At 74.2% G+C, this 23,950-nt stretch carries 25 protein-coding genes; 16 read left to right on the forward strand and 9 right to left on the reverse strand.

All coding sequences use genetic code 11. The features are described from left to right. The first annotated feature begins 88 nt into the window (after window positions 1-88). The 3 genes from htpG to ACZ7C5_RS30305 all read left to right on the forward strand — a co-directional run bounded on the left by htpG (window position 89) and on the right by ACZ7C5_RS30305 (window position 6,157). Window positions 89-2,068, forward strand: a complete 1,980-nt coding sequence (gene htpG, locus ACZ7C5_RS30295) for a molecular chaperone HtpG (protein ID WP_470323860.1) — start codon at window positions 89-91, stop codon at window positions 2,066-2,068. A 135-nt stretch (window positions 2,069-2,203) separates the two neighbouring features. After that, a complete protein-coding gene (locus tag ACZ7C5_RS30300) occupies window positions 2,204-2,758 on the forward strand; it encodes a hypothetical protein (protein WP_401088366.1) in 555 nt (184 codons plus the stop codon). Between the two features lie 117 nt (window positions 2,759-2,875). Next, window positions 2,876-6,157 carry an SdrD B-like domain-containing protein gene (locus tag ACZ7C5_RS30305; protein WP_470323861.1) on the forward strand — a complete coding sequence of 1,094 codons (3,282 nt, stop codon included), beginning with the start codon at window positions 2,876-2,878 and terminating at the stop codon, window positions 6,155-6,157. Between the two features lie 102 nt (window positions 6,158-6,259). Here ACZ7C5_RS30305 and ACZ7C5_RS30310 read toward each other — a convergent pair whose 3' ends face one another. From ACZ7C5_RS30310 to ACZ7C5_RS30330, 5 genes are all read right to left on the reverse strand, one after another. Further along, window positions 6,260-6,742: a hypothetical protein gene (locus tag ACZ7C5_RS30310; protein ID WP_401088528.1), complete on the reverse strand. Its 483-nt coding sequence runs from the start codon at window positions 6,740-6,742 to the stop codon at window positions 6,260-6,262. Window positions 6,743-7,135: 393 nt separating this feature from the next. Beyond that, window positions 7,136-7,888 (reverse strand): choice-of-anchor P family protein, encoded by a 753-nt coding sequence (locus tag ACZ7C5_RS30315; RefSeq protein ID WP_401088368.1) that lies wholly within the window; start codon window positions 7,886-7,888, stop codon window positions 7,136-7,138. 184 nt (window positions 7,889-8,072) lie between these two features. Beyond that, window positions 8,073-9,458, reverse strand: coding sequence for a glycosyltransferase family 2 protein (locus ACZ7C5_RS30320; protein WP_470323862.1), 1,386 nt, complete (start codon window positions 9,456-9,458; stop codon window positions 8,073-8,075). After that, the gene (locus tag ACZ7C5_RS30325) at window positions 9,455-10,072 is read right to left on the reverse strand and encodes an archaeosortase/exosortase family protein (protein ID WP_401088372.1); all 618 of its coding nucleotides are present in this window, start codon (window positions 10,070-10,072) and stop codon (window positions 9,455-9,457) included. The genes ACZ7C5_RS30320 and ACZ7C5_RS30325 overlap by 4 nt, the downstream gene beginning before the upstream one ends. Before the next feature lie 61 nt (window positions 10,073-10,133). Next, entirely contained in the window at window positions 10,134-10,331 is a 198-nt protein-coding gene (locus ACZ7C5_RS30330; RefSeq protein ID WP_401088374.1) for a hypothetical protein, read from the reverse strand. Window positions 10,332-10,749: 418 nt separating this feature from the next. Here ACZ7C5_RS30330 and wecB point away from each other — a divergent pair, with 418 nt between their 5' ends. From wecB to ACZ7C5_RS30375, 9 genes are all read left to right on the forward strand, one after another. After that, window positions 10,750-11,967: a non-hydrolyzing UDP-N-acetylglucosamine 2-epimerase gene (gene wecB / locus ACZ7C5_RS30335; RefSeq protein ID WP_470323863.1), complete on the forward strand. Its 1,218-nt coding sequence runs from the start codon at window positions 10,750-10,752 to the stop codon at window positions 11,965-11,967. Between the two features lie 259 nt (window positions 11,968-12,226). Then, on the forward strand, window positions 12,227-14,815 hold the full coding sequence (gene lanKC / locus ACZ7C5_RS30340; RefSeq protein ID WP_470323864.1) for a class III lanthionine synthetase LanKC: 2,589 nt from the start codon (window positions 12,227-12,229) through the stop codon (window positions 14,813-14,815). A gap of 65 nt (window positions 14,816-14,880) precedes the next feature. Then, a complete protein-coding gene (locus tag ACZ7C5_RS30345) occupies window positions 14,881-15,018 on the forward strand; it encodes a hypothetical protein (RefSeq protein WP_401088380.1) in 138 nt (45 codons plus the stop codon). Beyond that, window positions 15,018-15,164: a hypothetical protein gene (locus ACZ7C5_RS30350; RefSeq protein WP_401088381.1), complete on the forward strand. Its 147-nt coding sequence runs from the start codon at window positions 15,018-15,020 to the stop codon at window positions 15,162-15,164. The genes ACZ7C5_RS30345 and ACZ7C5_RS30350 overlap by 1 nt, the downstream gene beginning before the upstream one ends. Next, window positions 15,164-15,301, forward strand: coding sequence for a hypothetical protein (locus ACZ7C5_RS30355; protein WP_401088383.1), 138 nt, complete (start codon window positions 15,164-15,166; stop codon window positions 15,299-15,301). The genes ACZ7C5_RS30350 and ACZ7C5_RS30355 overlap by 1 nt, the downstream gene beginning before the upstream one ends. Next, the gene (locus ACZ7C5_RS30360; RefSeq protein ID WP_401088385.1) at window positions 15,301-15,444 is read left to right on the forward strand and encodes a hypothetical protein; all 144 of its coding nucleotides are present in this window, start codon (window positions 15,301-15,303) and stop codon (window positions 15,442-15,444) included. Before ACZ7C5_RS30355 ends, ACZ7C5_RS30360 begins: the two co-directional genes overlap by 1 nt. Further along, complete coding sequence (locus tag ACZ7C5_RS30365; RefSeq protein ID WP_401088387.1) at window positions 15,444-15,578, forward strand: hypothetical protein; 135 nt, start codon at window positions 15,444-15,446, stop codon at window positions 15,576-15,578. The genes ACZ7C5_RS30360 and ACZ7C5_RS30365 overlap by 1 nt, the downstream gene beginning before the upstream one ends. Further along, complete coding sequence (locus ACZ7C5_RS30370; protein WP_470323865.1) at window positions 15,578-15,712, forward strand: hypothetical protein; 135 nt, start codon at window positions 15,578-15,580, stop codon at window positions 15,710-15,712. The genes ACZ7C5_RS30365 and ACZ7C5_RS30370 overlap by 1 nt, the downstream gene beginning before the upstream one ends. Beyond that, window positions 15,712-15,855 carry a hypothetical protein gene (locus ACZ7C5_RS30375; protein ID WP_401088391.1) on the forward strand — a complete coding sequence of 48 codons (144 nt, stop codon included), beginning with the start codon at window positions 15,712-15,714 and terminating at the stop codon, window positions 15,853-15,855. The genes ACZ7C5_RS30370 and ACZ7C5_RS30375 overlap by 1 nt, the downstream gene beginning before the upstream one ends. 80 nt (window positions 15,856-15,935) lie before the next feature. On the opposite strand, the gene ACZ7C5_RS30380 is transcribed toward ACZ7C5_RS30375, so the two are convergent. Next, window positions 15,936-17,003 (reverse strand): helix-turn-helix transcriptional regulator, encoded by a 1,068-nt coding sequence (locus ACZ7C5_RS30380; RefSeq protein WP_401088393.1) that lies wholly within the window; start codon window positions 17,001-17,003, stop codon window positions 15,936-15,938. A gap of 287 nt (window positions 17,004-17,290) precedes the next feature. On the opposite strand from ACZ7C5_RS30380, the gene ACZ7C5_RS30385 reads away from it, so the two are divergent. Both ACZ7C5_RS30385 and ACZ7C5_RS30390 read left to right on the forward strand, forming a co-directional pair. Further along, a complete protein-coding gene (locus tag ACZ7C5_RS30385; protein WP_470323866.1) occupies window positions 17,291-18,334 on the forward strand; it encodes a response regulator transcription factor in 1,044 nt (347 codons plus the stop codon). Window positions 18,335-18,441: 107 nt separating this feature from the next. Beyond that, window positions 18,442-19,233, forward strand: a complete 792-nt coding sequence (locus ACZ7C5_RS30390) for an alpha/beta fold hydrolase (RefSeq protein WP_401088396.1) — start codon at window positions 18,442-18,444, stop codon at window positions 19,231-19,233. A 29-nt stretch (window positions 19,234-19,262) separates the two neighbouring features. On the opposite strand, the gene ACZ7C5_RS30395 is transcribed toward ACZ7C5_RS30390, so the two are convergent. Both ACZ7C5_RS30395 and ACZ7C5_RS30400 read right to left on the reverse strand, forming a co-directional pair. Continuing rightward, entirely contained in the window at window positions 19,263-19,685 is a 423-nt protein-coding gene (locus ACZ7C5_RS30395; protein WP_470323867.1) for a cupin, read from the reverse strand. Then, the gene (locus tag ACZ7C5_RS30400) at window positions 19,682-21,130 is read right to left on the reverse strand and encodes an MFS transporter (RefSeq protein WP_470323868.1); all 1,449 of its coding nucleotides are present in this window, start codon (window positions 21,128-21,130) and stop codon (window positions 19,682-19,684) included. The genes ACZ7C5_RS30395 and ACZ7C5_RS30400 overlap by 4 nt, the downstream gene beginning before the upstream one ends. Before the next feature lie 225 nt (window positions 21,131-21,355). Here ACZ7C5_RS30400 and ACZ7C5_RS30405 point away from each other — a divergent pair, with 225 nt between their 5' ends. Next, a complete protein-coding gene (locus tag ACZ7C5_RS30405) occupies window positions 21,356-21,976 on the forward strand; it encodes a TetR/AcrR family transcriptional regulator (protein WP_470323882.1) in 621 nt (206 codons plus the stop codon). A gap of 64 nt (window positions 21,977-22,040) precedes the next feature. Beyond that, window positions 22,041-23,042 (forward strand): terpene synthase family protein, encoded by a 1,002-nt coding sequence (locus ACZ7C5_RS30410; protein ID WP_470323869.1) that lies wholly within the window; start codon window positions 22,041-22,043, stop codon window positions 23,040-23,042. A gap of 12 nt (window positions 23,043-23,054) precedes the next feature. Here ACZ7C5_RS30410 and ACZ7C5_RS30415 read toward each other — a convergent pair whose 3' ends face one another. Continuing rightward, on the reverse strand, window positions 23,055-23,831 hold the full coding sequence (locus ACZ7C5_RS30415; protein WP_470323870.1) for an SDR family NAD(P)-dependent oxidoreductase: 777 nt from the start codon (window positions 23,829-23,831) through the stop codon (window positions 23,055-23,057). Window positions 23,832-23,950 lie beyond the last annotated feature (119 nt).

Raw genomic sequence — 23,950 nt, forward strand, 5'->3', positions numbered from 1 at the left:
ATCTACGATGCGGTTACCGGCGACGAGCCGACCGGGCCCAGGCCCATCCGTACCCCCCGTTCCCTTCGGGCAGAAAGGAATCCCCAGAGTGGGTAGCAGTGTCGAGACGCTGGAATTCCAGGCCGAGACCCGTCAGTTGCTCCGGTTGGTGATCCACTCGATCTACTCGAACAAGGACATCTTCCTGCGCGAGCTGATCTCGAACTCCTCCGACGCCCTGGACAAACTCCGCCTGGAGTCGCTCACCGACTCCGACGTCGGGGCCGACACCTCGGACCTGCACATCGCGCTGGACGTCGACCGGGACGCCCGCACGCTGACCGTCCGCGACAACGGGATCGGCATGAGCCGGGACGAGATCGTGGACCTGATCGGCACGATCGCCAAGTCCGGCACCGCCGGCCTGCTGGAGAAGCTCAAGGGCGCCCAGGACGCCGCGGCGGCGCAGAGCCTGATCGGCCAGTTCGGCGTCGGCTTCTACTCCGCGTTCATGGTGGCCGACAAGGTCACCCTGCGCACCCGGCGGGCCGGTGCCGAGTCCGGCACCCAGTGGGAGTCCGACGGCGAGGGCACCTACGAGCTCCGGGAGGTCGAGGGGCTGCCGACGGGCACCTCCGTCACCCTGCACCTCAAGCCCGCCGACGGCGAGGACGGCCTGGCCGACTACCTCGCCGGGTGGAAGATCCGCCAGATCGTCAAGCAGTACTCGGACTTCATCCGCTGGCCGATCCGGATGGCCACCGAGAACACCGGCGCCGGAAGCATCGGCGCCGGCGACACCGACGCCGGAAGCACCGACCCCGAGAACGCCGACGCCGCCGAGGACGCCCCCGCCCCCGAGGTGGAGACGATCAACTCGATGAAGGCGCTCTGGGCCCGCCCCCGCGCCGAGGTGACCGAGGCCGAGTACCACGAGTTCTACCGGCAGATCAGCCACGACTGGCAGCCCCCGGCCAAGACCGTCCACATGCGCGCCGAGGGCACCTTCGAGTACGAGGCGCTGCTGTTCGTCCCCGCGCAGGCGCCGTTCGACCTGTTCTCCCGCGAGACGAAGCGCGGCGTGCAGCTGTACGTCAAGCGGGTGTTCATCATGGACGACTGCGAAGCGCTGATGCCCGACTACCTGCGCTTCGTCAAGGGCGTGGTGGACACCCACGACCTGTCGCTGAACATCTCCCGCGAGATCCTCCAGCACGACCGGCAGATCCGCGCGGTGCGCCGGCGCCTGGTCAAGAAGGTCCTCGGCGCGGTCAAGGAGATGCAGCGCGACGACGCCGAGGCCTACACGACGTTCTGGTCCCAGTTCGGCCGCGCGCTGAAGGAGGGCCTGATCGAGGACACCGACAACACCGAGGCCCTGCTGGAGCTGGTGTCGGCCGACTCCACCCACGACCCGGAGCGGACCACCACCCTCCGCGGGTACGTCGAGCGGATGAAGGACGGCCAGGACGCGATCTACTACCTGACCGGCGAGACCCGGGCCACCGTGGAGAACTCCCCGCACCTGGAGGCCTTCCGCGCCAAGGGGTACGAGGTGCTGATCCTCACCGACCCCGTCGACGAGGTCTGGGTCGAGCGGGTCCCCGGCTTCGACGGCCACCGCCTCCAGTCCATCGCCAAGGGCCAGGTCGACCTGGACGAGCCGGCCGAGGGGGACGAGCAGGCCGACGCCGAACGGGCGCAGCGCGAACAGGACTTCGCGGCCCTGCTGACCTGGCTGACGACGGCCCTGTCCGAGCAGGTCAAGCAGGTCCGGCTGTCCTCGCGGCTGACCACCTCGGCGGCCTGCGTGGTCGGCGACGCCCAGGACATGACCCCGACCCTGGAGAAGATGTACCGGGCGATGGGTCAGCAGGTGCCGCCGGTCAGGCGGATCCTGGAGCTCAACCCGGCGCACCCGCTGGTCGTCTCGCTGCGCACGGCGCACGAGGCCGACCCGGCCGATCCGGCGCTGGCGGAGATCGCCGAGCTGGTCCACGGCGGCGCGCTGCTCGCCGAGGGCGGCGAGCTGCCCGATCCGGCCCGCTTCACCCGGCTGCTCACCGAGCGGCTGGCCAGGGCGCTGTGACCGACGGGGTGCGGCCGGCCTCCCGCCGGCCGCACCCCGCCACGGCGTCGGGGGCCCGGGCCGGACGCCACGTCCGTGGCGGTGATCATCCGGGCGTAGGCTCTCGGCTGATCACCGGGGCAGGAGAGGGAAGACATGGGCCAGAAGATCATCCGGTTCTCGGACCTGACCGGCGAGCACGTGGAGAGCGACCGGGATCTGGTGCGGGTGGTGGTGCTCCAGCACCCCGACCTGGCCGAGGGGCCGGTCGAGATCGACGCGCTCGCCGGGGAGTTGGGCGAGGTCCGGGAGCTGGCGCTCGACCTGGTCACGATCGAGCTGCACCACCCGGGCCGGGAGCGGCCGCAGACGGTGGTGATGGAGGCCGGGGCGTTCGACCGGCTGGCCTCGGCCGCGCCGATGGCCGAGGTGCTGCGCGGCGCCCGCCCGGCCGAGCGCGCCGCCGTGCCGGGGACGGCGGGCTCCGGCGGCCGGGAGCGGGTCGACTACGCCAGCCTGGAACACGCCGGACGGCCGCACAAGGGCCGTACCACCGAGGCGGAGAAGCAGGTCGTCCAGCGCCATCTGGACGAGATCAACGAGCGGCTCGCCTCCGAGGGCGTCCGCACCATCGACCTGGAGAACGTCGAGCACGTGACCAGGTACGGCCTGGACGCCCTGGCCAGGGAGACCGGCGTGATGCTCGGCTGACCGCCGGCGGCGGAGGCGGGGGTGCCGCCGGGCGGGCGACCGCCGGGCAGGTGAATCACCGTCACCCGCCCCGTGTCGCCGATCGGCCCGGCTGGGCGATCGGCTGGACTGCGCACCATGCGTATTCCATACCGGACCGGACGGATCGCCTCCGTCCTGGCACTGGTGGCGGGCTCGCTGCTGAGCAGCAGCGTGCTCGCACCACCGGCCCAGGCCGCGATCTCCTTCACCAAGAGCGTCGACAAGGCAACCGTCTCCCCGGGGGAGATCGTCACCTATACCCTGCGCTACACGTGTTCCGTCACCGAGTGCACGGGTGGCGAGATCCTGGACACCCTGCCGTCGAACATGCAGTTCCTCGGCTGGACGCCGGACCCGTCCTCGGTGGACGAGGCCGCCTCCACCGTGCCCGCCGCGGGTGCGATGGGCGGCACCATGGACATCAAGCTGAAGAGCCTGAGTCCTGGCACCACCGCCACCATCGCGGTGTCGATGAAGTACCCGAACTTCTCCACCCCGAACGGCGCCGCCTCCACCAACTCGGCGACCATGTCGGCCACCGGCGAGACCACCCAGACCGCCACCGCGAACACCACGGCCCAGGTGCAGCCGCAGTACACGGTGACCAAGGGCATCCAGACCTCCAGCAGCGACGGACGCACCGTCACCTACCAGTTCAGCGCCTGCGCCACCGACAACGTGCCCAACGTCGACCTGGACACCAGCCGCCTGTTCGACACCCTGCCGCCCGGCGCGGTGGTGGACACCGGCCGCTCGCCCGGCTGGACACAGGTGGCGCCCGGCCCGAACACCTGGGGCTACGACATCGGCCCGTTCGTCTCCGGCAACGGGCGCGGCGGCTGCCGCAACCCCGGCGCCCTCGTCGTCTTCTATCCGGAGGCCTCCTTCCCGGACGGGACCACCTCCGACAACACGGTGAACCTGCTCGGCGCCCCGCTCACCGAGGCCGAGCGGCAGTTGGACACCTCCAGCACCACCACCGGCCAGTTCCAGCCGCCGGTCACCGGCGTGCAGGTGACCGCCAGCAAGACCTGGCGCGACACCACCACGTCCGGCGACCTCAACTCCTTCAGCCTGTCGGCCACCAACACCGCGGGACCGGCCACCAGCCTGACCATCACCGACCCGGGCGCCGGCTCCACCGACGGCATCTACAACTGGATCTTCCCGCAGTCCCTCCAGCTGGAGCCGTGGAACCCGACCAGCATCCAGCTGACCCTCCAGTACCGCCTGAACGGTGACCCGACCTGGCTCACCTTCACCCCCGGCACCCCGTTCAACGGCTCCGGCGCCCGCCGGCTCACCTTCGAACAGGGCGCGGGCGACCCGGCGAACGACGTGCTCGGCTTCCCGGCCGGGCGCTGGCTGGACGGCCTGAAGTTCACCTGGAACGGCCCGATCCCCACCGGCTGGAGCCCGGGCAACTCGGTGCAGCTGGTCACCCAGGTCGCCACCCCGGGCCACGACGGACGCCAGGCCCCGGCCCCGCTGACCAACTGCGTGGACACCACCGCCACCGACGGCACCAACAACGCCTCCGCCAACGCCTGCGCCCAGACCACCATCACCCAGGCCACCAACCTCGGCGCGGCCAAGACCACCGTCGCCGGCGAGCTGTCCGCCCCCGGCGGCAAGGCCACCTTCCAGGTCATCCCGTACAACCGCAGCGCCCACGACCTGGACCGCCCGCTCGTCCTGTACGACATGCTGCCCGCCGGCGTGGTCTACATCGACGGCTCGGCCCGGCCCGACCCCAACTACCCGGACGCCAAGGCCCCTTCGTCGATCACCGTGACCCCGGGCCCGGACGGCCGGCAGATCCTCCGGATGGAGTGGCCGGCCGGCGCACCCGACTCGACGTACCTGCACGACGCACTGGCCTACCGGATGCTCTTCGACGTCCAGGTCGCCAGCAGCATCCGCTCCGGCGAGCTGACCAACGACGTCTACGTCACCGTGGACCAGCCCACCCACCCGGTCTCCTGCATGTTCTCCGGCTCCGACAGCGGCAGCACCCCGGACATCCTCGACCTCAACGGCAACGGCGACACCACCGAGCTGCTCTGCCACGCCTCGTCCACGATCAACGTGGACGTACCCGCGGTGCTCCGCTCCTACAAGGAGGTCAAGGGCGACCTCGACGCCGACTACGTCAGCATCGGCACCACCACCCCCGGCGGCGGCATCTCCTACCGGATGACCGTGCGCAACGACTCCCCCGACCCGGTCACCGACTTCCTCGCGTACGACAGGCTCCCCACCCCGGGCGACGACTACGTGCTCACCCAGGACGCCCCGCGCGGCAGCGCCTGGACCCCTTCGCTGACCCAGCCGATCACCAGCAGCGACCCGACCGTGGTGATCGAGTACACCACCGACCCCGACCCCTGCGTGGACCCGCTCCTGGTCGACCGCACCGGCTGCAACAGCGCGGCGGTCTGGAGCAGCACCTTCCCCGGCCCGGGGACGGCCACCTGGTTCCGCATCCGCCGCCCCGGCGCCATGGCCTCCGGTGAGTCCTTCACCCTGACCTGGCCGATGGTCGCCTCCTACGACGCGCCGGAGGGGGACTACGCCTGGAACAGCTTCGCGTTCACCGCCGTCGACAACGAGGGCCGCCGGCTGCTGCCGGCCGAGCCCGCCAAGGTCGGCGTCGCGGTCAAGCGCGTCGCACCCTCGAACAACGCCCTGGGCGACTTCGTCTGGATCGACAAGGACGGCTCCGGTGTCCAGAAGCCCGGTGACACCGGCATCGCCGGGGTCAAGGTGACGCTGCTGGACGGCGCCGGCCAGGCCGTACGGGACAAGGACGGCAAGCCGGTCACCACGGTGACGGACGCCAACGGCCACTACCTGTTCGACAACCTGCCCGACGGCAGCTACGCGGTGCAGTTCGACCTGACCACGCTGCCCCCGGGTGCCAAGGTCACCACGCGGCACGCCGGCACCGACCCGGCCAAGGACTCGGACGCCGACCCGGCCACCGGCATCACCCAGACCGTCACCCTGAGCGGCGGACAGCGCGACCTCGACCTCGACATGGGGGTGGTCCTCCAGACCACCTCGCCGTCCCCGTCCCCCTCGCCGTCCCCGTCCCCCTCGCCGTCCCCGTCCCCCTCGCCGTCCCCGTCCCCGTCGCCGAGCCCGAGTTCGTCGCCGTCGCCGTCCCCGTCGCCGACCGTCTCCCCCAGCCCCACGGCCACCCCGACCCACACCCACACCCACCCGCACACCCCGAGGCCGTCGGAGAGCGGCGAGCTGCCGCACACCGGCAGCTCCTCCCCCGACACCCTGATCGCCGCGCTCGGGGCCATCGCCCTCCTCGGCGGCGGCACCCTCTGCTTCGTCGCCTACCGCAGGCCGGGCCGGCACAGCTGACGCCCGACCGCACACCCGCAGGACACCAGTGGCGCCGCCCCACCGAGGGCGGCGCCACCGGCGCGTCCGGGGGCAGGCCCCGGGGGTGTGAAGTCGGGCGGCTCAGTCCTGGTCCAGCTTGGACAGGGCCTCGGTGACCAGCTTGGTGGCGAAGTCGTTGCCGTTGCCGGAGATCCGGTTGATGTACTCCGCCAGCAGGACGACCATGGCCTCCAGCGGATTCATCTCCGCCTCGGTCCACTGCCCGTACTGGGCGCGCCACAGGGTGGGGCTCAGCCCGGTGCCGGCGGCGACCAGCAGGCCGGCCATCATCGGGATCACCTCGGGGCGGAAGGTCCTCGGCATCATCCGCATGGTGGCCACCAGGCTGGGCAGCACGTGCTCGACCACGTCCTCCTCGTGCTGCTCGAAGGCCGAGCGCAGCCAGTTCATGTACATGTAGACGAGCGTGCAGGCGCCGTCCAGCAGCGCCTTGGCCTGCGCGGGGCCGAAGGACGCGGTGAGCTGGTCGACCATCCGCTGGTGCTCGGGGTCCGTCCCGCTCTTGCCGTCGTAGACGGCCTTGAGCCGGGAGTCGATCACCATGAGCGCGGCGCTCACGTCGCCGACGGGAGCGTGCTGGGGGTCGCAGGACGACACGGGACTCCTCCTAGAGCGGCCACGGCCGGTGCGGCCGGCCCGTTCGTAGGGTAGGCGACCGATCGCACAGGGTCAGGCCGTTCCGCCCGGCAGGGTCCCGGGGTGGGGGTGCGGAAGGGCCGCCCCGGGCGGGCCGGGGCGGCCCTTGGTAGCGGCGGGCCGGGTCCTGGGGCCCGGCCCGCCGGCCGACAGCGGCTTCACGCGAAGGAGTTGCCCACGGAAAGCCAGGTTGACGGCGGCGACGCGCGGAGGGTGGCCGGCGCCTCGTCCGGCCCGTCGCCAGGCCCGCCGTCCGGCCCGTCGCCAGGCCAGGCCCGGGGGCCGGCCACCCTCCCGCCGTCAGGCGCCCGTCGTGGCGGTCCTGGCGTTGCGGCGGCGGACGTAGACGGTGGCCAGGATGCCGGCGACCACCGCGCCGCCGCCCGCCCCCGCGACGGACGCGTTGATCATCGGGACCGCCGCCGCGGGCTCGGCCCCGCCGCACTCGGCGTGGCCGATGACCAGGTTGGCGCCGTTCAGCGCCGGCAGCAGGGTGATGTGGACGGCGTTGACGGTCAGCGCGCCGTTGGCGTCGGTGGTCTGCTCGTTGAGGACGATCGAGCCGACGAGCGGGATGTCGATCCTGGTGTTGGCGGGGGCGTTGGCCTGGAGGTTGGTCGGGATGATGCCGACGGTGATCGACCCGCCCGCGATCAGTCCGCTGCCGGTGGCCCCGGCGGGGGTGGCGGTGCAGGTCGAGTTGATGCCGGTCAGCGAGACCGAGGCGACCCCGAGGTCGAGCCCGAGCTTGTCGACCGTCGCCGAGGCCGACGCGGTGCCGTCGGCGGGGTTGCCCGCGGTGGTCGCGGTGAGCACCGAAGTGGTGGCGACCGGACCGACGTTGAGGCCGACCAGGGTCTGGGTGCCGCCGGACGGGTAGGCCGAGTGGGGCGAGGGTGCGACGGCGACCATCCCGCCCAGCGCCTGCGTGGAGACCACGTAGGCGTCGGCCACGGGGGCGGGAAGTGCGGCGTACGCCGGGGAGGCCACGGTCAGGGCTCCGACGGCGAGCGCGGTGCCGGCGAGGACGCGGTTGCGGGTACGAGTTCTCACGGGTTGGCCTTTCGGACGTGTCGCACGGCGGAACGGATCGTCCGCCGTGGGGCGGGAAGGGGTGGTGCGTCGACTCCGCCGGCCGGCCTCGGCGTTGGCTCCGGGCGCGGCCTCACCGGCCGGGGAGAAGTCTCGGTGCCTCAGGCGATGGGCCTCAGGCGGTGGTGCCTCAGGCGGTGGTGCCTCAGGCGGTGGCGATCTCCTGGGCGGGGGCGGGCTCCTGGGCCGCGGGCGCCGGCAGCGGCGCGGCGGTGCGGGCCGTCTTCTGCCAGGAGCCCTTGCCCCGCACGATCCGCCAGAAGGCGCGGACCGCGACGAGGTAGGTGGTCGCGGCGTACACCGCGAGGGCGAGGCCGTAGCCGAGCGCGGCCCGGCGGCTGATCCCCGGTTCGCTGCGGCGCCGGTACAGCGGCCCCCAGAGGGCGAACTCGGCGACCCCGAGGAGCAGGTAGAGCGCGATCAGCACCGCGCCGCCCTGGCCCAGGAAGGCGAGCACGAACCGCGGGTAGAAGACCGCGTTGTACGCGAAGGCGGCGATCGGCACGGTGTAGACCACCAGGCCGACGACCTGGAGCCAGGGCTGGACCATGAAGTAGAGGACTTCCAGGAAGCCCATCGTGCTGAACTCGCGGGACCGCCAGACCCGGCGCAGGTACGGCGCGCACTGCATCGAGCCCTGCGCCCAGCGGACCCGCTGGGTGATCAACTGCCGGACGTTCCACAGGGCTTCCTGGTCCACCCAGGCGGTCGTGGTGTAGCCGTTGCGCCAGCCGGCCAGCATCATCCGCAGCCCGAGCTCGAAGTCCTCCAGCAGCGCCCGGCCCCACGGCTCGCCGCCGCCCGGGTCGATCGAGCGCAGCGCGCTGAGCCGGTTGGCCTGGCCGTTGCCGCCCACGTTGACGGTCCCGGTGAGCCGGCGGGTGATCTGGATCGCGGAGATCGGCCCGCGGAACTCGATGTCCTGGAGCCTGGCCAGCAGCCGGGCGAACCGGTTGGCGAGGCGCCCGCGGTGGGGCAGCGGCACGGCCACGTCGCGGTTGGACATCCGGACCTCGGCCTGGACGGCGCCGATGGCCGGGTCGCCGAAGAAGGACGCTCCGGCGAAGCAGTCCAGCATCCCCGGCGAGGGCCGCCCGTCGGCGTCCAGGACGATCAGGACGACCCGGTCGGCGTCGGTGTCCTCCGGCAGCCGGGCTTCGAGGGCCCGGTAGGCGGAGTTCAGGGCGTCGCCCTTGCCGGTACGGGCCCGCGGCAGCCGCCGGGTGACCAGGTGGACGGGCCGTCCCTCGTCCGCCCTGGCCCGCACCACCTCGGCGGTGCGGTCCTCGGAGTGGTCGTCGACGACCCAGACGTGGGCCAGGGGGAAGTGCCGGGCGAGGTAGTCCAGGGTGGTGCCGATCACGGCCTCCTCGTCCCGGCAGGGTATGAGGAAGTGCCAGTCGAACCGGCTCGGGTCGCCGGGGGCGTCCGGGCGGGCCCGCAGGAAGTTGCGCACGATCACCGCGACGTAGGCGAGGAAGCCGACCCCCAGCACGAAGGAGAGGGAGACGGACAGGTCGAGCAGGGTCACGGCGCATCGGCCTCCGCGTCGCGGGTGGACGTTCGGGTGATCAGGAAGAGGAAGAGCAGCAGGGCGATCAGGCCGGCGGCCATCATCAGCACCGAGCCGAACAGCACGTGCGTCCAGCCGAACCCCTCGTCGCCGTAGCGGTGCTGCATGGCGACGATCAGCGTCAGCCGGCCCAGGTTGGCGGCGACGACCAGGGCGGCCGCCAGGACGAAGCCCAGCAGCACCCTGCCCGGCCCGCGGGTGCCGAACAGCAGCAGGACGCCGGCCACCAGGGCCAGCGGGGCGATCAGCAGGGCGCTGCTGCATCCGGTGGTCAGCGCGATCCCGCGCCCGAGCCCGCCCTCGCCGCCGGCGTACAGCACCGGCGCGTCGGGGGCCTCCAGCAGCAGGGTCCGCAGGCCGAGCCCGTGCTCGACCAGCCACCGGGCCCCGGCCATCTCGCGGAAGCGGTAGGCGCGCTCGCCGACGACCAGGAACCCGCCCAGCCCCAGCAGCAGCGGCCCGGCCACCCCGGCGAGCAGCCGGCCGGAGAGCGGGCCGCGGCCGTGCTGCGACAGCCGCGACCGGGCCGGCCCCGGCGGGCGGGCGGGTTGCGGGTGGACGTCTGCGGTCACGAGGAAACTCCCTGGGGGAAGGGCGAGTTGGCGGAGGACGGACTGGTGCGGCGGCGCGCGACTACGCGTCGTCGCGGTGACGGCCGCCCGGCTCGTCCCGGTCGGCGGCCAGGCGGCTGCGCCGCAGCAGGGCGACTCCCACCAGCACCAGGGCGGTGCCGGCCGCGGCCGCGATGCCGAGACCGGGAGAGCCGGTCGAGGCCAGGACGCCGCCGCCCGCCGCGGCCGGGGGGATGCCGCCGCCCATGGGTCCGTACATGGCTGGTTCCTCTCGTTGTGACCGGGTTGTCCCGATCTTTGCGATCTGGAGCCGTATGGTGCTGGGCCGATCGGATGATCGGATAGGTCCGGCGCGCCCATTCGGGTGGAAATCACCCGTTTGCCGTAACGGACCGCGCGGCGACGTCGGTGAGCCGGCATCCCGCACTCGACGAACGGCGGCCAAGTGGACGCCCGACGAGCGGCCTTGACGGTCCGGCACATCGATCCGTACATGACCGGAGGCGCGAGCCGCCCCCTGCGCGGCTGCCCGCACGGACGCCTCGATCAAGGCCGGATGGGTCGACATTGCGCCACACGGGTGACATTTGTCCGATGTGCGGATATTTCTCCCCAAGTAATCCCTATCGTCTGCTGATACTTCCGCAGCACCCCACCCCTCGCCCCTTCGGAGCGCCATGTCCTCGACCGATGTCGCCCTGGTCCTCGGAACCCGGCCGGAGATCGTCAAACTCGCCGGAGTGGCCCGCCTGCTGGGCCCGCAGGCCCGCATCGTCTGGAGCGGCCAGCACTGGGACCCGGCCCTCACCACCACCTTCTTCGCCCAGTACGGCCTGCCCCGCCCGCACCACCTGCTGAAGGGCGTCGGCGGCGAGCCGCGCGGCCGGCAGATCGGCCACATGGTCAGCAGGCTGAGCGACCACCTCGCGGCCCGCCCGCCGGCCGCCGTCGTCGTCCAGGGCGACACCAACACCGCCGCCGCCGGCGCGCTCGCGGCACACTGCGCCGGCATACCCGTCGTCCACGTCGAGGCCGGCCTGCGCTCCTTCGACCCCGACATGCCCGAGGAGGCCAACCGCCGCCTCATCGCCCCGCTCGCCGACCTGCACTGCGCGCCCACCGCCACCGCGGCGGCCCACCTCCTGCGCGAGGGAATCCCCCCGGAACGGGTGGTGATCACCGGCAACACCGTCGTCGAGGCGACCCTGGAGACCCTGCCCGCCGAGGCCGAGGCCCACCGCATCGTGACCGGACACGGCGTCACCCCGGGCGGCTACGTGCTCGCCACCATCCACCGCCCGGAGAACACCGACGACGCCGCGCGGCTCGCCCAGATCCTCGACCAGCTCGCCGCCCTCGACCTGCCGGTGCTGCTGCCGCTGCACCCCAGGACCAGGGCCGCCGTCGAGGCGCACGGCCTGCGCGGCCCGATCGCACGGCTGCGCCGGATCGACCCGCTGGACCACGCCGGCTTCCTCGCGCTGGCCCGGCACTGCCGCCTGCTGGTGTCGGACTCCGGCGGGGTGCAGGAGGAGTGCACGGTGCTCAAGCGCCCGCTCGTGGTGGTGCGCAACTCCACCGAACGCCCCGAGGCCGTCCAGGCCGGCTTCGCCCGCCTCGCCCGTCCTGGCCACGAACTCGCCCGCGCCCTGAGGGACTTGCTCGCCGACGAGGCCGCCGCCGAACGGCTGGCCCAGCTCCCCTCCCCGTACGGCACCGGGCAGGCCAGCGCCGAGATCGTCGCCGCGGTGCGCGGCCGCTACCTCGCCCCCGGGCCGCCGGCCGAACGGTTCACCGGGCCGCCGGCCGAGCGGTTCCCCGAGCCGGCCGCCGCCCCACTGCCCGACCCCGGACGCACGCCGGTCACGGCCGTGGCGGCCCGCCCCCGGCGCTGAACGCACCACCTGCCGGGCCTCGCCCGCCCCGGCAGGAAGCTGACGGATCGGATCCGCCCGCGAGCCGCCCTGGCAGGAAGGTGGCGGATCGGATCCGTCGACCCCGGGCGGAGCTGCTGGCAGGGTCGGACGCAGCCCGCGTCCGGCGGGATCCACTGCACCCGGGGGGCTCCCATGACGACGACAACCGGCACCCGTCCGGCCACCGCACCGGGCCCGGACGGGCGCCGCACGCGGACCGCGGGCTGAGGCGGGCGGCATGGACGACCTCTACGAGCGCCACTGCCTCGCCGACCCGCTGTTCTACGACGAGCCGGTCCGCGCCGAGCGCCCCGACGACCGCTTCGCCGCCGCCACCGCCCCGCTCCCGCCGGGCTGGCGGCGCCAGGAGCACGGCGGCTGGGTCAACCTGAGGCCGCCCGGGGCGCGACTGCCCGAGCAGGGCTGGAAGGTGCACGTCTCGGCGACGACGGACGAGGCCGGGCGGGTGATCGACCAGGTCCTGGCGTACTGCCTGGAACACGAGCTGACCTGGAAGTTCCTGCGCAGCCCCGCCACCGTGCTCGCGGCGAACAGCAAGTACGCCGACCGCCGCTCCAGCGGCAAGCTGATCACGCTCTACCCGGAGGACGAGGCCCGGCTGGTCCGGGTGCTCGACGACCTGTCCACCCTGCTCAAGGGCGTCCAGGGACCGTACGTGCTGAGCGACCTGCGCTACGGGGAGGGCCCGCTCTACCTGCGCTACGGCTCGTTCGTCGAGCGCTACTGCACCGACGGGCACGGCGAGCGGGTGCCGGCCATGCTCGGACCCGACGGCGAGCCCGTCCCCGACACCCGCGGCACGGTCTTCGCGGTGCCCGACTGGGTGCCGGTGCCCGAGGTCGTCGCGGCCCAGCAGGCCGCCGACGCCGAGCGCGAGGCGGCCGGTTCCGACACCGAGTTCCCGTTCGAGGTCAGCAAGGCGCTGCACTTCTCCAACGGCGGCGGGATCTACCTGGCCACCGACCGGCGCGACGGCCGCAAGGTGGTGCTGCGCGAGGCCCGCCCGCACGCCGGGCTCGACGCCGCCCGCCGGGACGCGGTGCAGCGGCTGCACAGCGAGCGCCGGGTGCTGGAGGCGCTGGACGGGCTGGACTTCGTGCCCGCGCTGTACGAGTACCGGCAGGTCTGGGAGCACCACTACCTGGTCGAGGAGTACATCGAGGGCGAGCGGCTGGAGGAGGTCTTCACCCGCACCTGCCCGCTCGCCCGCCCCGAGCCGGACGAGGCCGAACTGGCCGAGTACACCGCCTGGGCCCTCGACGTGGTCGACCAGGTCTCCGGCATGCTGGCGACGCTGCACCGGCGCGGGCTGGTCTTCGGCGACCTCCAGCCCAACAACATTCTGGTCAGGCCGGACGGACGCTGCGCGCTGGTCGACTTCGAGATCACCTTCCCGGCCGAGGACGGCACCGCGCCCCCGCTGGGCACGCCCGGCTTCGTCTCTCCCCGGGCCCGGCGCGGCACCGCGGTGGACGCGTACGCGCTCGCCGCGCTGCGGCTCTACCTCTTCCTGCCGGTGAACCAGCTGCTCGGACTGGACTCCGGCAAGGCCGAGCTGGCCGACCGGGAGATCGAGCGGCGCTACCCCGTACCGCCCGGTTTCGGGGCCGAGACCGCCGCGGCGCTGCACCGGGCGGCCGGCGGGACGCTGCCGCCGGGCGCCACCGAGCGCCACCGGGCCGACGACGGGCACGGCCAGGCACCGGCCTGGCCGCAGGAGCCGGCCACCGACACCGCGGCCTGGCGCCCGGTGCTGGACTCGCTCGCCGAGGGCATCCTGGCGATGGCCACCCCGGAGCGGACGGACCGTCTCTTCCCCGGCGACATCGCCCAGTTCGGTCCGGGCCACGGCGGCCTGGGCCTCGCCCACGGGGCGGCCGGCGTGCTGTACGCGCTGCGGGCCTGCGGCCGTCCCGTCCCGCCCGAGCACACCGAGTGGCTGCTGACCAGGACGAACGCGGCGCCCGACCTGCCGGCCGGGCTGTACGACGGGCTGACCGGCATCGCCTGGACACTGGCCCGCCTCGGCGCCCTGGAGGAGGCCGGCGCCCTGGTCGACCGGCTGCTCGCCACCGCACCGCCGGCCGATCCGGGGCTCGGCTCCGGCCGCGCCGGCATCGCCCTCGGGCTGCTCGACCTGGCCGGCGCACTCGGCCGGGACCAGCTCGCCGAACAGGCCCTGGCCCTCGGGCACCAGCTGGCCGCGGAGGAGCGCGCGCCGCGGCTGCGCGGCCTGCTGGACGGCTGGACCGGCCAGGCCTCACTGTTCCTGCGGCTGCACGAGCACACCGGCGAGCCGCGCTGGCTGGCGGCGGCCGAGGCGGCGCTGGGCCGCGAACTGGACGGCGCGGACATCTCCGACGGGATGCTCTTCCTGCTGGAGGACCGCCACCACCGCAAGCTGCCGTACCTGGCCGCGGGCGGCGTGGGCACCGCCGGCGTGATCGCCGAACTGGCCCGGCGCACCGGCGAGGACCGGCTGCCCGCCCGGTTCGCCGAGGCGACGGCCGCCGCCGGGCGCGGCTGCCTCCCCGAGCTGGTCGCGGCCTCCGGCCTCTTCGAGGGCCGGGCCGGGCTGATGCTGCACCAGCTCAGGACCGGCCGCCGGGCCCAGGCCGAACGCCACCTGCGGCTGCTGGAGTGGCAGGTGATGGCCCACCGGGGCCACCTGGTGTTCCCCGGCCGCCGCACGATGCGGCTCTCGGCGGACCTGGCCACCGGCGCGGCCGGGATCCTGGCCGTCCTGCACGAGGCGGTGCTCGGCCCGGTGCCGCTGCCCGGCATCACGGACCTCCCCCGGCCCTGACCGCGGGGGACGCACGACGGTCACCATCCGGTGACCGCTACCGACACCGAAAGGACGGCACCACCATGTCGCAGATCCTCGCCCTCCAGGCCCTGGAGACCGAGCACGGCCCGGGGACCGACGCCGCCGTGGTCGGCAGCCACCTGAGCAGCTTCGCGCACTTCCGCTTCGAGGTCGCCGTCACGGACCAGGACGCCCGCTGATGTCCCGGATCCTGGCCCTCCAGGGGCTGCGGGCAGAGACCGGCACCGAGGCCGCCGTCGCCGGGAACAGCTACAACTTCAGCTTCCACAGCGGCTTCAGCCACCAGTACACCCAGACCCACATCACCGAGGAGGAGATCCACTGATGTCGCAGATCCTCGCCCTCCAGGCCCTGGAGACCGAGCACGGCTCCGAGCTGGGCGTCGCCAGGAGCTACAGCTACCTCAGCAGCTTCATCCACCAGTACACCCACACCCACGTCACCGCCGAGGAGACCTCCTGATGTCCGAGATCCTTGCCCTCCAGGGCCTCCAGCCCGAGACCGGCTCCGAGGCGGGCGTCGCCAAGACGAACGTCCTCAGCCACGTCAGCACAGCCTTCCACCAGTTCACCCACGCCCACGTCACCGCCGAGGAGACCCGCTGATGTCGCAGATCCTCGCCCTCCAGGGCCTGCGCAGCGAAGACGACGTGACCTTCGCCGCCGCCAAGTACAGCTACATCAGCAGCTCCTTCCACAACTTCACCATCACCCACGTCGCCGAGGAGGAGACCGCCTGATGTCCCGGATCCTCGCCCTCCAGGGCCTGCGCAGCGATGACGACGCCACCCTCGCCGCCGCCAAGTACAGCTACATCAGCACCGCGATCCACCAGTTCACCCACACCCACCTGACCGACGAGGACGCCGCCTGATGCCGCGGATCCTCGCGCTCCAGGGTCTGGAGGCGGACGGGGACGCCCTGGCGGCGACACCCACCACCTTCATCGGCAGCCACCTGAGCAGCGTGGCGCACATCCGCCACGAGGTCCCCGTCACGGACGAGACCTCACGCTGATGCCGAGAGCGGCTGCCCGCCGGGGCCGTCCCGGCGGGCAGCCGCCCCGTGTCACCCCCGGCCCCGGCGGGCCGCCCGGTTCAGCACGGCGCCGTGGCGTCCACCGGGACGGTCAGCCGCGCACGCTCGGCCAGCACGCCGGCCTGGAACCGGCTCTGCGCGCCGAGGCGTTGCAGCAGCTCGGCGATGTGCCGCCGGCAGGTGCGGGTCGACATGCCCAGCCGCCGGGCGATCGCGTCGTCCTTCTCCCCGGCCGCGAGCAGCACCGCGATCACGCCCTCGACCTCGCGGGACACCGCGCGGGCCGCGGTCGGCGCGGTGTCGTACGGGACGGCCTGGCTCCACTCGTGTTCGAAGAGCCGGACGAAGTACGCCACCAGGGACGGCTCGCGGACCAGCAGCGCCCCGCCGGTGGCGAGCCTGGCCGGCACGAAGGCCGTGGTCCGGTCCACCAGGACCAGCCGGGCGGGCACCTCGGCGCGGGTGCGGATCTGCGCCCCGGCGGCGGTGACCCGCTCCGCGTAGGAGCGGGTGGGCGGGTCGAACCTGGTCGGGTGCTGGTAGACGCTCCGCAGCCGAACGTCCCGTTCCAGCAGGGCCAGGTCCCTGGGCAGCGCCTGGTCCAGGTCCGCCCAGGGGTGCCGGCCGCCCGGCCGGATCGCCAGCACCTCCTCCTCGGCCGCGCCCACCACCGAGTCCAGCGCCGCGCGGGCCGCCTGGGCGTCCTCCAGCAGCCGGACCGAGCCGGCCGGCTCGCCGCTCTGCGACCAGTACACCGGCTCCAGCGAGGCCACCTCGGCGCGCAGCTTGGCCAGCGCCGCCAGCCGCCGGCCCAGTTCGGCCTCGTACAGCCGCAGCCTGGCCTCCGCCGGTCCGGTCAGCCGCGCCACGGCCGCGTCCGGGCCGACCGCCGCGAGGCAGTCCGGTTCGTCCCCCGGTCGCTGGATCAGCAGGCACAGCTCCACCAGCAGGTCGACGGCCCGTCGGCACCGCGCCTCGGTGAGCCCGAGGTCGCCGGCGATCCGCGCCAGGTCGGCCGGTTCGACCCGCCGGTGCCGCACCGCCCACTCGTAGACCAGCCGCGCCTCGTGGTCGAGCAGGGCCTCCCGCCCCGACGACCGGATCGTGTCCGTGTTCACCGGATTCATCCACCCCTCCTCAGTCGGCCATCATCTTCCTGACCCTCCCCGCCCCTTGGCTGCCGTCGCGACCTGTGGCGATTATCGGACGACCGCTCCGAGGAGCAGTCGTCCACCGGACGCGACTGTCACCTGCCACTGCTGTCAAGAGGGCCGCCATGGAACAACGTGGAACCGTCCGGGTTGCGTTCACCGCACCCGCGCCGGCGGCCCTTCCGCCCCCGGGGCGCCGCACCGCCGGCCGAACGCCCGCCGCGCGGCGGCCGTCCCCGGCCCGACCAGCGAGGACACCCAGCTTGGACACCCAGGCCTCCGTCGCCCCCGCCCCCGCCCCCGCCCCCGCCCCCGAGACCGACCACGACTCCGTCACCTTCTACCGCTGGGCCGTCCGCCAGGACAAGTCCGGCGCGGACGGCCTCCGCTCCGTCGCCGAGCACACCTGCGGCCATCCGGCCGGCCACGCCGTGGACCACGCCGTCGGCCACGCCGTGGACGTGCCCCGGCGCCGCGGGCTGCTGCGGCCCGTCCCCGCCGACACCCCGGCACCCGCCCGGGAGCAGGCCGGGCCCGAGCACCTCCACACCAAGCAGCCCGCCGCGGCAGCCGGCCCCGGAACCGCGCACGCCGGTGTCGTCGGCCGACTGCTCCTGGCCCGCCGGGAGGTGCTGCTCTGCTGCCCCGGCGGCGACCCGGCCGCGGCCGGGCTGGCCGAACTGCTGCTGGCCGAACTGCCGCTCGCCGAAGCGGCGTTGAGCGTCCGGATCATCCTCCAGCACCCGGCGCGCTTCCACCTGCCCGCCCAGCGCCGGGCCCGGGCCGCGACGCGGGCCGGCGCCGAGGTGCGCACCACCGGGGAGAGCTGCGGACCGCTGCTGGTCATCGACCGGGAGAGCGCGTTCCTGCCGGAGCACGGGCGGCCCGACGGACTGGTGCCGGTGACCCAGCCGTCCGTGGTGAACCACCTGGCCGACACCTTCGAGACGCTCTGGCACCGGGGCGAAGCCTTCCGCAGCGGGCCGGTCGCCGCCCGCGCCGTCTCCGACGAACTGCGCGGCGCGATCCTGCGGCTGCTCGCCGACGGGCTGAAGGACGAGGTCATCGCCCGCCGCCTCGGGCTCTCACTGCGCAGCTGCCGCCGGCACATCGCCGGCCTGTACGGCACGCTGGGCGCCGACAGCCGCTTCCAGGCGGGGGTGCTGGCTGAGCGGCACGGCCTCACCGGCGGCGTGGCGGCGCCCGGCGCCTCCTCACCCGCCTCCCCGACTGCCGCACCGACCGCCGCACCGACCGCCGTTCCGGCCGCTGTGCCGCCCGCCGCCTGTGCCGCCGGCAGCCGCTGAGCGGCAGATCACAGCAGGCAGCCACGCGCCGCCACACGCCCGTCACATTCGGCCCGGATACTCGAACAGGCCCACCGATCACCTCCCGGACGACGGAGGACCCCCGCATGACCGCCGGCCCCGACCGCCCCGCCTTCCTGCTGGTCCACGGCGCCTGGCACGGCGCCTGGTGCTGGGACGCCGTACGCGCCGCCCTCGACGCCGAGGGCTGGCGCTCCCACGCCGTCGACCTGCCCAGCTCCGCCCCCGTCGGCTCCGTCCCCGCCCGCTCCGACGGCACCCGGCCGGCGGGCCTGGCGGAGGACGCGGCCGCGGTCCGCGACCACCTGCGGCGGATCGACGGCCCGGTGGTGGTGGTCGCCCACTCCTACGGCGGCGCCCCCGTCACCGAGGCGATCGCGGGCGCCCCGAACGTGGTGCGGGCGGTGTACCTCGCCGCCTTCCAACTGGACGCCGGAGAAAGCCTGTTCTCCTTCCTGGGGACACCCGCCCCGGCGGACGACACGGGCCACACCCCGCCGGACGAGGACGCCCGGCAGGTGTTCTTCGCCGACGTGCCCGGCGCCGAGGCCGACCGCGCCGTGGCGCGGCTGACCCCGCAGAGCGTCCGGTCCTTCACCGAACCGGTGCGCACGGCGGGCTGGCGCACGGTGCCGTCCAGCTACGTGGTCTGCGAGCACGACCGGGCGCTCGAACCCTCCCGGCAGCGCGTGCTCGCCGCGCGCGCCGACACCGTGCACCGGCTACCCAGCAGTCACTCCCCCTTCCTGTCCATGCCCGGGGAGCTCGCCGCCCTGCTGGCCGGGATCGCCGGCACCGGCCGGCGGTCCGACCGCCGGTCCGACGGTCGGGGTGGGCCGGACGGCGGGCCGGCCCACCGCGCCGTCCGGTCCTCGTGAGCTCCGGCTCGCGTCGGCTCCGGCCCTCGTCAACCCACGTCAGTGGCGCCGGTGCGCGGCTCCAGCCGGGTGCCCGTACGGAGGGTGATCGACATCAGGTCGCTGGGGGCGTCGAGTTCCAGCCGGTGCCAGCGGCCCCGGGGGACGATCGCGGCGGTGCCCGCCGTCAGGCGCACCACGGTCTCGGCCTCGCCCGCCTCCCCGGGCTCCACCGGGCGGAGGTGGAGCCGGACGCCGCCGGCCAGGCAGCACACCGCCTCCTCCGCCTCGGGGTGCATCTCCCAGTGGTCGGCGTGGACGTCGGCGTCGGTCTCCACGTGGAAGGTCGCGATCTGCCAGGCCCCGGTGTCGCCACCGGTCATCCGCCGCCCGGTGGCCGTGACGTCGCCGTCGGGGTGGATGTGCAGCGCCGAGGCGAAGAGGTTCACGGCCGCGATCGGAGCGGTGGTCATGAGCGGGTTCCTTCCAGTCGGTTCTCCGCGGGGGTGAGCGGGCGGGGGCCGGGGTCTTCCGGCCGCCGCCGGGGCAGCACGGCGATCGCCACGAGCGCGGCGAGCACGAAGAGGACGGCGGTGACGGCCAGTCCCGCCGCGTAGCCGTCGCTGAGGGCGGCGGGGTCGGTGGCACCGCCGGTGCGGTGGGCGGCGACGGTCGCCAGGGCGGCCAGGCCGACACAGCCGCCGAGCTGGCGCGAGCTGTTGAGCAGTCCCGAGGCCATGCCGGCCTCGCGGGCGGCCACGCCGGTGGTCGCCGCGGCGGCGACCGGCGCCAGGACCAGCCCGGTGCCGATGCTGGTGACCAGGGACGGGCCGAGGACGTCGGTGAGGAAGCCCCCGTCGGGGCTGATCGACGCGAACCAGGCCAGGCCCGCGGCGGCCAGGACAGCCCCCGGCACCAGGGCCACGCGGGGTGTGCGGCGCGCGGTGATCCGGGTGGCGACGACGGTGCCCGCGACGAGTCCGGCCGAGAAGGGCAGGAACGCGAGGCCGGTGGCGGCGGCGCCCAGGCCCAGCACCTGCTGGAGGTAGAGGGAGACGAAGTAGAAGGCCGTGAACTGCCCGGCGGCGGCCAGGAACACCAGGGCGTTGGCACCGGCCACCCAGCGGCTGCGCAGCAGGCCGAGGCGGAGCAGCGGCGCGGGGGCCCTGGTCTCGGTGACGGCGAAGGCGGCCAGCAGCACGACCGCGGCGGCGAGCGTCCCCAGGGTGGCCGGGGAGCCCCACCCGTGGACGTCGGTGCGGACGACGCCGAACACCAGCAGCCCGATCCCCGCGGTCGCCAGCACGGCGCCGAGCACGTCGGGCCGCTCCCGCCGTACGGGCCGCGCCTCCTCCGGTCCCCCGCCGGGTGCCGGCGCGAACGCCACCGCCACCACGGGCAGGTTGACCAGCATGACCCAGCGCCAGCTCGCGTACTCGGTCAGCACCCCACCTGCCAGCACCCCCAGCGCTCCGCCCGCGGCGTTCGCCGCGCTCCACACGCCGAGCGCGCGCACCCGGCGGGGGCCTTCGGTGAAGGTGGTGGTGAGCATCGCGAGCGCGGCCGGGGCCGCCGCCGCGGCGCCCACGCCCTGTCCGGCGCGGGCGGCGACCAGCTGCCAGGGCGCCTGGGCCACCCCGCCCGCCAGGGAGCAGAGCCCGAAGACGGCCAGGCCCAGCAGGAACAGCCGCCGCCGGCCGTACAGGTCGCAGGCGCGGCCGCCCAGCAGCAGGAGCCCGCCGAAGGTGAGCGCGTAGACGTGCACGACCCAGGAGAGGTCGAGCGGCGCGAAGCCCAGGTCGGTCCTGATAGCGGGCAGGGCGACGTTGACCACCGACATGTCCAGGGCGAAGACGAACTGCGCGACGGTCACCGCCGCCAGCACCAGGCCGGGGCGCCCTCGTGGGTTTTTATACATGTAAAGAAAGTAGCCCCGGATGATCGCCGCTGTCGAGTCCCGGGTGATGATGGGGGCATGCAGCAGCCCGCCGAACCGCAGCCGCCGGCCTCGACGTCCTCGGCCTCCTCGACGTCCTCGTCGCCGCGCACGGGCACCGCGCCGGGCAAGGCCGCCGGGCCGGGCAAGGCCGCCGCACCGCGAGGGGCCGCCGCACCGCGCAAGGCCACCGGCCGGCCTCCCCGCATCTCCCGGGAGGAGGTCGTCACCGCGGCCCGCCGGATCGTGGACGAGGAGGGCGTCGAGCGGCTCACCATGCGGCGCCTGGCCGGCGAGATCGGCAGCACGCCGATGGCGCTCTACCACCACGTCCGCGACAAGGAGGAGCTGCTCGTCCTGCTGCTGGACGACTACGCCGCGCGGACGCTGCGGCCGACCGGGCTGCCGGCCGAGCCGCGCGAGCGGGTCGTCGCCGCGGCGGCCGCCATCCACGGGGCGCTCGCCGCCTGCCCCTGGATCGTCGAGGTGCTGACCGGGGACGACCTGATGTCCGCCCACTCCCTGTGGTTCGTCGAGCAGATCGTCGACGGCCTGATCGGGTGCGGCCTGTCACCGGACCGGGCCGTCCAGGGCTACCGCGCCATCTGGTACTACACCGCCGGCGAGATCCTGGTCCGCGCGACGGCGACCCGCCGACGGGCCGCGGACGACCGCCCGACCCACCGCCAGCAGGTCTTCGCCGACCTCGACCCGGAACACCTGCCCCGGCTGGCCGGGCTCGCCGACCGCTGGGCCCCGCTCACCTCCGGGGACACCTACCAGGACGGCCTCCGCGCCCTGGTCGACGGCCTGCTCGCCGCGGGCTGAACGGACGGCGCGCAGCCGCCGTCGCCCATCCGCGCCCTCCCGCCTTCACGAGGAGTCCTCACCGGTGGAACCCTCCATCACCCTGCCGACCCCGCAAGCCCACCGGGACACCCGGTCATGGCACTTCGACCTGCCCTTCCCGTACCGAATAGGCCAGGACCGCGCCCGGGTCACCGCGCACACCCGGGACTGGGTCCGACGCATGGGCCTGGCCCCCGACGACGCGGCCCTGCGCCGCCACGACCGGTACGACATGGCCCTGTTCGCCTGCCTGAGCTACCCCGACGCCACCGGCGACGGCCTCGACCTGGTGGCCGACTGGGTCTCCTGGTGGTCGGTCTGGAACGACTTCCCCGACGACCCCGCCTTTATCGGCGAACCCGGCCGGGCCGACGCCTTCTTCACCTCCCTGGCCGCCGTCCTCGACGCACCGGGCCCGCAGCCGGGCCGGCTGCCCGCCGACCCGCACGTCCGCGCCTTCACCGACCTCTGGCAGCGGTGGACCGACGGCATGTCACCGGCGTTCGTGGCGCGCACCGGGAAGAACTGGGCGGACTGGTTCGCCTCCTGCCTCACCCGCTGCCGACAGCGCCGGGAGGGCGTCGTCCTCGGCGCCGAGGAGTACCTCGCCCTGCGCGAACTGACCGGCGCCGTGCGCCTGGAGATGGACGCGGCCGAGCGGGCAGGCCGGTACGAGGTCCCGGATGACGTCCTCCGCAGCCGGCCCCTGCGCACACTGCGCCACCTCACCACCCACGTCGTCAACATCACCCAGGACGTGCAGTCCCTCACGAAGGAGGAGCTCGCGGGCGACCACCACAACCTGGTGATCGTCCTCGAACGGCAGCACGGCATCACCCGGCCCGAGGCGCTCGCCCGGATCCACACCATGGTCCGCGGCTACACCGACTCCTTCCTGCGCACCGAGGCCGGTCTGCCCCGCCTGCTCGACCGGCTCGGGCTCGCGGTCGAGGACCGCTCCCCCGTCTATCGGTACGTGACGGACCTGCGCTCACTGATGCGCGGCTGCGTGGACTTCTGCTCGGCCTCCGGGCGGTACCGCTAGCCTCGCCCCCGGCTACTTCCCGACCACGAGACGGCCGATCGTCCGGCCGAGGAGACGCGGTGCCAGACGCCGGGCGGTCCACATCACGCGGGTACCGCGCCCGGGGAAGGCCCACAGCCGGCCCCGCGCCAGGGCGCGGTCCATCGACTCCAGGACCGCCTCGGGGCTCAACCCGCTGACCCGGCCCATCAGTTCAGGGGAGTCGCTGCGCATCCGGTCCAGCATCGGGGTCTCCACCGCGGGCGGGCAGACGCAGACGACCTGGATCCGGTCCTTCCGGTGCTCGGCCGCGACGGTCTCGGCGAGGAAGTGGACCGCGGCCTTGGCCGCACCGTACGCCCCGCCCATCGGTACCGGCACCCAGCCCGCGATGGAGCCGAGGAGCACCACCTGGCCCCCGCCCCGGGCCACCATGCCGGGGACGACGGCGTGCACCAGGTGGAGCGTGCCGCCGTACACCGTCTCCATCACCCGGAGGGTGCCGGCCGCGTCCTGATCGAGCAGCCGACCCATCACGCCGACGCCCGCGCAGTGCACCAGCCGCCGGGGCGGCCCCAGTTCGCTGCCGACGTCACGGACCACAGCGGCGACCGCCGGGCGGTCCGTGACGTCACAGACGAACGGACGCACCCCGGGGGCCTGTTGCGCCAGCCCCTCCAGACCGGCCGCGTCCACGTCGACCGCGGCGACCGTCCAGCCCGCCCCGGCCAGCCGCAGCGCCGCCGCCCGGCCGATCCCGCTGGCGGCGCCGGTGACGATCGCCACCTCTCCCGGTACGGACGCCACCATCTGACACGCTCCCACGGCTGCGAGGACCACGCTCCCGGCGCCGGAGACCTGGCCTCCCGCGCCGAGCAGCGCCTACCCGGCCGATGATCCCCCAACTCGGCACCGGCCCGCAGCCGTTG

This window comes from Kitasatospora sp. NPDC036993, from assembly GCF_055607525.1.

Excerpts from the sequence above, each read along its gene's own strand:
- ACZ7C5_RS30300 (WP_401088366.1), top strand. The coding sequence starts at position 2,204 with ATGGGCCAGAAGATCATCCGGTTCTCGGACCTGACCGGCGAGCACGTG.
- ACZ7C5_RS30305 (WP_470323861.1), top strand. The coding sequence starts at position 2,876 with ATGCGTATTCCATACCGGACCGGACGGATCGCCTCCGTCCTGGCACTG.
- ACZ7C5_RS30310 (WP_401088528.1), bottom strand. The coding sequence starts at position 6,742 with ATGGTGATCGACTCCCGGCTCAAGGCCGTCTACGACGGCAAGAGCGGG.
- ACZ7C5_RS30330 (WP_401088374.1), bottom strand. The coding sequence starts at position 10,331 with ATGTACGGACCCATGGGCGGCGGCATCCCCCCGGCCGCGGCGGGCGGC.
- wecB (WP_470323863.1), top strand. The coding sequence starts at position 10,750 with ATGTCCTCGACCGATGTCGCCCTGGTCCTCGGAACCCGGCCGGAGATC.
- lanKC (WP_470323864.1), top strand. The coding sequence starts at position 12,227 with ATGGACGACCTCTACGAGCGCCACTGCCTCGCCGACCCGCTGTTCTAC.
- ACZ7C5_RS30345 (WP_401088380.1), top strand. The coding sequence starts at position 14,881 with ATGTCGCAGATCCTCGCCCTCCAGGCCCTGGAGACCGAGCACGGCCCG.
- ACZ7C5_RS30350 (WP_401088381.1), top strand. The coding sequence starts at position 15,018 with ATGTCCCGGATCCTGGCCCTCCAGGGGCTGCGGGCAGAGACCGGCACC.
- ACZ7C5_RS30355 (WP_401088383.1), top strand. The coding sequence starts at position 15,164 with ATGTCGCAGATCCTCGCCCTCCAGGCCCTGGAGACCGAGCACGGCTCC.
- ACZ7C5_RS30360 (WP_401088385.1), top strand. The coding sequence starts at position 15,301 with ATGTCCGAGATCCTTGCCCTCCAGGGCCTCCAGCCCGAGACCGGCTCC.
- ACZ7C5_RS30365 (WP_401088387.1), top strand. The coding sequence starts at position 15,444 with ATGTCGCAGATCCTCGCCCTCCAGGGCCTGCGCAGCGAAGACGACGTG.
- ACZ7C5_RS30370 (WP_470323865.1), top strand. The coding sequence starts at position 15,578 with ATGTCCCGGATCCTCGCCCTCCAGGGCCTGCGCAGCGATGACGACGCC.
- ACZ7C5_RS30375 (WP_401088391.1), top strand. The coding sequence starts at position 15,712 with ATGCCGCGGATCCTCGCGCTCCAGGGTCTGGAGGCGGACGGGGACGCC.
- ACZ7C5_RS30380 (WP_401088393.1), bottom strand. The coding sequence starts at position 17,003 with ATGAATCCGGTGAACACGGACACGATCCGGTCGTCGGGGCGGGAGGCC.
- ACZ7C5_RS30390 (WP_401088396.1), top strand. The coding sequence starts at position 18,442 with ATGACCGCCGGCCCCGACCGCCCCGCCTTCCTGCTGGTCCACGGCGCC.
- ACZ7C5_RS30395 (WP_470323867.1), bottom strand. The coding sequence starts at position 19,685 with ATGACCACCGCTCCGATCGCGGCCGTGAACCTCTTCGCCTCGGCGCTG.
- ACZ7C5_RS30400 (WP_470323868.1), bottom strand. The coding sequence starts at position 21,130 with ATGTATAAAAACCCACGAGGGCGCCCCGGCCTGGTGCTGGCGGCGGTG.
- ACZ7C5_RS30415 (WP_470323870.1), bottom strand. The coding sequence starts at position 23,831 with ATGGTGGCGTCCGTACCGGGAGAGGTGGCGATCGTCACCGGCGCCGCC.